Source organism: Turicimonas sp. TL08 (assembly GCF_054660695.1).
Genome location: NZ_BAAGDP010000080.1, coordinates 1 through 333, shown reverse-complemented (window position 1 = coordinate 333; position 333 = coordinate 1). Strand labels below are relative to the sequence as shown.

The following is a 333-nucleotide window of genomic DNA, read 5'->3' as shown; positions in this document are numbered from 1 at the left end:
GATTAATTCCGAAATCGGAATTGACATGGGCGTTAAGAAGTTTGTTACTTTTTCGAACGGGACTTTCGTAGAGCCGGTCAATAGCTTGAAAAATAATCTAAAGCAGTTAGCTAAACTGCAAAAGAAATTATCTCGACAACAAAAAGGAAGCAGCAATTCTAAGAAAACCAAAGCCAAAATCACAAAACTGCACAGACGCATAGCAAATATAAGAAGAGACTTTCTGCATAAGATCACGACGACAATAGCCAAAAACCACGGTATTGTGTTCATGGAAGATCTAAAAGTATCGAATATGTCTGCATCGGCGTCAGGTACAGTTGAGCAGCCCGG

The 333-nt window shown here is 39.6% G+C and carries 1 protein-coding gene; it reads left to right on the top strand.

Annotated elements, in window-relative coordinates; translation table 11 throughout:
• Positions 1 to 333 (top strand): RNA-guided endonuclease InsQ/TnpB family protein (locus tag ACYQ4O_RS13035; RefSeq protein WP_460175881.1); only part of this gene is annotated, 333 nt, incomplete at both ends.